At 39.3% G+C, this 5,911-nt stretch carries 4 protein-coding genes; all 4 read right to left on the bottom strand.

Annotation, left to right across the window (positions count from 1 at the left end):
* Positions 1 to 52 precede the first annotated feature (52 nt).
* The gene (locus UYC_RS0117140; RefSeq protein ID WP_016878154.1) at positions 53 to 328 is read right to left on the bottom strand and encodes a TM2 domain-containing protein; all 276 of its coding nucleotides are present in this window, start codon (positions 326 to 328) and stop codon (positions 53 to 55) included.
* Between the two features lie 1,107 nt (positions 329 to 1,435).
* On the bottom strand, positions 1,436 to 3,016 hold the full coding sequence (locus tag UYC_RS0117145) for a CPBP family intramembrane glutamic endopeptidase (protein ID WP_016878155.1): 1,581 nt from the start codon (positions 3,014 to 3,016) through the stop codon (positions 1,436 to 1,438).
* Between the two features lie 651 nt (positions 3,017 to 3,667).
* A complete protein-coding gene (locus UYC_RS0117150; protein WP_016879588.1) occupies positions 3,668 to 4,138 on the bottom strand; it encodes a hypothetical protein in 471 nt (156 codons plus the stop codon).
* A 220-nt stretch (positions 4,139 to 4,358) separates the two neighbouring features.
* Positions 4,359 to 5,441 (bottom strand): photosystem II q(b) protein, encoded by a 1,083-nt coding sequence (gene psbA / locus UYC_RS0117155; protein WP_016878157.1) that lies wholly within the window; start codon positions 5,439 to 5,441, stop codon positions 4,359 to 4,361.
* Between the last annotated feature and the right edge of the window lie 470 nt (positions 5,442 to 5,911).

Genomic DNA, 5,911 nt, shown 5'->3' on the forward strand with positions numbered 1-5,911 from the left:
ACTACTGATTCTCAATTTAACTGACTTGCCTCAACGATGTAAACCGAGAAGTTTAGAACCATCCCTGTCTATTGACAAAATAAGTATCAACAAATTCACTATGGGATTTATTTAAGTAAATCATTCCTTCTATCAAACCGATTAGTTGCATAATTAATAAGGTAAAGCCGTAGGTAAAATAACCACCGACTAGAGAAACCACAAGCATAATGAAGCCTTCTGTAGAATAACCAAGAATAAATTTATGGACGCCAAGTCCTCCGAAAATAATGCCGCAGTATCCAGCTAAAATTTGTTTGGTAGCATGACTAGGGTTGAGATTTGCCATTGGGTGCTGCTCCTTCAAGGGTGATGTGTAAAATTAAAACTCTAAATATTTATCAAAAAGATAAATTTACTGAATATCTTAATTTACCAAGTAGATAAATTTATACTCTTATTTTGGTAAAATTCATCCTGATAAAATATAGATAATGAAAGTAGCGCAACCTAATTTTATAGGCAACGCAATAATAATTAGAGTAAGCAGTGATTCAGAAATATCCTGAAGCCACTTTCCCTAATCAAAAGATTTTGAACTTAAAAGAATGTAAAATAGCGTTTTGCATTGTCGTTGTGACAGTTAATTCCTGGTTAGAGACTAACTGCCACGATCGCAAAACGACAAAATCAGAATAATGATTACAATTCCAGCAATGTCACTTCCGGATGTTTTAAGATTTACGGAAGCAATTGTGACACTGAATAACACTAAACTGTAGACAAATAGTTTAGGGAAGATTTTAGAATATTTTCCCAAATCAAGTCAGACAAACCGCCGAAACAAAATTTGTATTGCTGTTCCGTCATCAAGTTAAATTCAAACAGAACTTGCAAACAATTTGCTCTAGCAGTAGGCTGACAACTGACAGTATTAGCATTCTTAGACTAATTTGTCATCTATTTTACTAACTGCTGCTATTTTTAAGGCTAGTACGTCCTGGTGAAAATCATCAAACATTTAAGAATAGACAAAAAACTTATACTATAAGTTTCTTGTTTTCTCCCTTCTGTTATGTCGGTGCTACCTATGGGAAACAACCTTACCAACGCCTACAAATCCGCAAAGCTACTATAGTTGGTACCTTGTAGAACAATCTTTCTCACTTCAAGTTGTACACTCGATGAAAAACGGCTCTACAGGCGTCTACCGCGTATTTTTTAGGCGTTTGCAAGTTTGAGAACAACATTATAGTCAATAGCGGAGAAGGAGTTTGCCGTTCGGTAATTTCCGATCCAGCGCTAGCTGACTACCCCGCTTTTTGCCTTTTTATACTAGCAACATATTTTTTCTCAAACTAACATTTTTCTAGGCTAAATACCAACTATAATTGGTAGATTTTTATGACATATTGCCTTGGTATTTCATGAAATTTTGGTAAAGTGCGACAAAAACTCACTGACTGCTACTGCCGAGAATAAATAGACTTATTAAAGTACCACTATTCCAAAGGCTATGGAGAAGCATGGGAGCTAGTAAATTGCGCGATCGCGTATAAACTACCCCCAAAACTACCCCTAAAGAAAATAGCGGTAGAACTTCTGACAAGCTAAGGTGAGCAACAGCAAATAATAAGCTGCTGACAATAATTGCTCCCCACACAGACAGATAACGAGTCAGCGAGGGTAACAAAAAGCCACGAAACAGAAATTCTTCAAATATTGGGGCAGCGATCGCAGCAGTTACAAAAAATAGTCCGAGTGCGACAGAATCTTGGCTTTCTAGCGCCAATTGTAACAGAGGATTACTACCGCCTTGTCCTTGCCATAGTTGTTGATTAATTAAGGACACTACCACTACAATCGGTAGCGCGGCACAATAACCACCAAATCCCCACAAAAACCAATTACTTTGCCAACGAAAGCGAAACCAGTCAGATGGTAGCGGGAAAAAACGTTTGATAGATAAATACAGCACCAATAACGCACCCGACGCTACCAAGATATAACTCAAGAATACGTAGAATGCCTGAATACGTACATTTAAAACTGGGCGTGGTATAGGGAGAAGGGATAACACCAAAGGAATTAACAGTTGTCCCATGAAGAAAAAGCCGACAACGAAGACTTGCAAAATCGTTTCTCCATCCCAAGGCGTTGTCCAACCTACATCAGCATTTTGCTCTAATAAAGCTGTTTTTCCTTTGACTATACGCTGTCCAATCAAAAATATTAGCAGTCCAATTCCAATAAAAGCTCCTAGCGCCGGAATAGTTCCTATAATTGCTAATTTCCATAAAGCATCCACAGCAGTTTCTTGTGCTTCGGCTTTAATGTTTACTAAGGCTTCTTGGCGTTGCTGGAGTTGGTAGAGTTTGGTAAGGGCGGTATATCTAAACCAACCTTCTAAGTTATCTTGAATCAGTTGTTCGGCATTTGGGAAAAGACGAGGAGGGTTACTCCACAGCCCAATCAGCGTAGCAGCAGTTTCGCGCAATTGCGGATTTACTTCTGAGTTTTGCTGCAATTGGTTCCATGTTTTCAGGGCAGTATCATTTTTCCCTTGCTGTATTTGTAAAATTCCCAACTGTAGATCGATCTCAGCAATTGATTTTTGCAATTGGTTGAGAGTTTGCTGCAACTGTTTCTCCTGTAATGAAGCAGAAACGTTGCTAACAGGAGGAATTTCTGATTGGGATTTGGGAGTTGCAGGAGTAGCGGCTGATTCAGAACTCAGTCTTGCCAGCTGTTTTTCGGCTTTTTCGAGATTAATTTGAGCAGATTTACGTGCCTGCTGATACTGCTTGATAGCTGTTTCTAGGGGTTTTTCGCCTACGATCGCTTCCTTAGCTACCTCTAAATTGCTATCCTTACCATCTGGCGGTTGCCATTGCGAGGCTTGTAGCACAATATTCGTTTGGTAGAGTTCCAGGCGGTTTTGGAACTGAGGTTCTTGCCAACTGTTAAATAAAGATGTACCTGAAAAAAAAATAGCTACAAGCGTCAAAAAAAATAAACCCAACCGCTTAAGTGTCATCTATCCTCCCCTTGATTAACCAATGTCAAGTGCCTGTACCTGTTGGGAATTATCGCAAGAAAAGCAGGAACAGTATAGATTTCAGGATAAGCGAATAGTAGATATCATCAACTTAAGAATTTGTGAGCAACCCTACCATGCTAGAGTACAATCCTTTGCACTACTTGCCCTCTGCGGAGGATTTACTGGGATGAACTATTAGGCGTGGTTGTTAAGTTGGTGGAGGGTACCAACTGTTGCCGCTATTGCGTCTACAAGCTACCACACCCCACACCCGACACCCTTTTTCTTAACATGGGGATTTGTAATGATGCTGAATGAACCCCCACAATCCTCCATAGATTTTTGGGCGTTGCTGAATAGAGGTATGAAATTTAAAAAATCAGACATTTAAAACTCTTACTCTCTGCGACTCTGCGGTTTTGCGTGAGACAAATTCATACTTTAAATCAGCAACGCCGATTTTTGAGTCTGGGAGTGTAGCGTATTGGAGATCAAGATGGGGATGCGAAGAAAAATGTGTAAGCTAAGAAACATCTAGTTTGCATATTGAAATGAGACTAAACTCTTGTGGGGCAGGCAAGATGCCTGCCCATGTTATGCAAGTTAAATGTGGAACAGCTTATTACAGATAATATAGAGAAGTGAATTTTAGTCTTTAATAGTATCAATTTTTGTAATTTTCCATATGCCATGCGGCATTTCTGAGTGTAGTTCGATATAAACTCGTTCAGAATCAAATAATTGCAAAGGCATCATTAATAACTTCAGCCTACTTGAAAAATCAGCGATCGCTCGAAAAGCTTCTGCACTATCTTCGAGAACTTGGTAAATGTTAATGGTTAAATCCAAACTTACACCTGTTGGTAGTGAACGAAAAGTTTCTTGAAAAAAGTTAACTAAAGCAACTTTATTTTTCAAAGAATAAAAAGAACCGACATAGGAATCAGAAAACACACGCCCCATCTCAATAGCATTTTTAGAGTTGTATGCAATCTTTAAACCCTGAAATATAGATAATATATGCTTTGACAAGCAGTCAGGATATAAATTATTTTGTTGCTCTTTTTGATCCCCAATAGATATTCCCTGGGCAGTAAGTGTAGCCAGTTCTGGATTCATGGCATTCATTGTTTACAATTACATATAATTTCGCCATGAATGTAGCATATGAAATTGGTAGTGCCCAGACTCAAATCAGCAGATTTGTCGGCTTGAGTTTATCTATTTACCTAAATAGCGATCGCCAAATAAATAAAAAGCGCTCTCAAAATTGAGAACGCTTTTTATATTTCCAAAATATGCAGAGAAATCAATATGCAACTTCTCTACGCATCAATAATTAACCATTGATTGCAGGAGCGCTCATCGCCACAGGTACAGCTTCACCAGCAGCTAAGTCTAGCGGGAAGTTGTGAGCATTACGCTCGTGCATTACCTCTATCCCCAAGTTCGCACGGTTAAGTACATCTGCCCATGTATTCACTACCCGCCCTTGAGAGTCAAGGATTGATTGGTTAAAGTTAAACCCATTCAGGTTGAATGCCATGGTACTGATGCCCAATGCCGTGAACCAGATACAAACTACAGGCCAAGCAGCCAAGAAGAAGTGCAAGGAACGAGAGTTGTTAAAGCTGGCATATTGCCAAATTAACCGTCCAAAGTAGCCGTGAGCAGCTACGATACTGTATGTTTCTTGCTCTTGACCAAATTTGTAACCGTAGTTCTGAGATTCGATTTCAGTGGTTTCCCGTATAAGTGAAGAAGTTACCAAAGAACCGTGCATTGCACAGAACAAGCTACCGCCGAATACACCTGCTACACCAAGTTGATGGAAAGGATGCATCAAGATGTTATGCTCGGCTTGGAACACCAACATAAAGTTGAATGTGCCGCTAATACCGAGGGGCATTCCGTCAGAAAAACTACCTTGCCCAATTGGATAAATTAGGAAAACAGAAGTAGCTGCTGCTACCGGAGCAGAGTAAGCTACACAAATCCAAGGACGCATACCCAGGCGGTAGCTTAACTCCCATTGCCGTCCCAACCAGCAGAAGATACCAATGAGAAAATGGAAAACAATCAGTTCATATGGCCCGCCATTGTAGAGCCATTCATCAAGGGAAGCTGCTTCCCAAATGGGGTAAAAGTGCAATCCAATAGCATTGGATGTTGGAACAATAGCACCGGTGATGATGTTGTTGCCGTATATCAAAGAACCAGAAACAGGTTCGCGAATACCGTCGATATCTACTGGTGGTGCAGCAATAAAGGCAATGATGAAACAGATGGTGGCTGATAACAGCGTCGGGATCATTAAAACGCCGAACCAACCAATATAAAGTCTGTTATTGGTGCTGGTAATCCATTCACAGAACCGATCCCACAGGCTCTCTCTTTCGCCTCTTCTTAAAATTGTGGTCATGGCTGTTTTGTGTATAAAGTGTTCAACGCAAATTTCTCAATTAGCAAAAATCGAGAACTTCGCTGTTTTCATGGATTTTTACCAAATACCTTCTCCCCGATCGCCGGAACATTGTGATTCAAGCTTTGAATCTGTTCTCAGTTGCCTCACACCAAATAAAAAACAAAAAGTTTACCAACCTTCCCCAGGGAGACGGTTGAATTAGAGGGAAATTTTCCCGGCTCTTAAATTTAGTTTTTACATAAACTTTTTATATTTTTCAATATTTTTTTGTTAATTTATGCTAAAAGACTTTTGTTTATAAGAAATACTTCTTTACATTAATTTCCTTGAAGCTGATTAGGTTATCTATAACAACAAAACTAGCTTATATATGAAATTATTGTTCACTTAATATAAAAAAGCGCTCCCTTTTTCGAGAGCGCTTCTTATTTTTTGTCTAGACGCAAGATATCGCGTCTATTAAGAAA

This window comes from Chlorogloeopsis fritschii PCC 6912 (assembly GCF_000317285.1).
Taxonomy (GTDB): Bacteria; Cyanobacteriota; Cyanobacteriia; order Cyanobacteriales; family Nostocaceae; genus Chlorogloeopsis; species Chlorogloeopsis fritschii.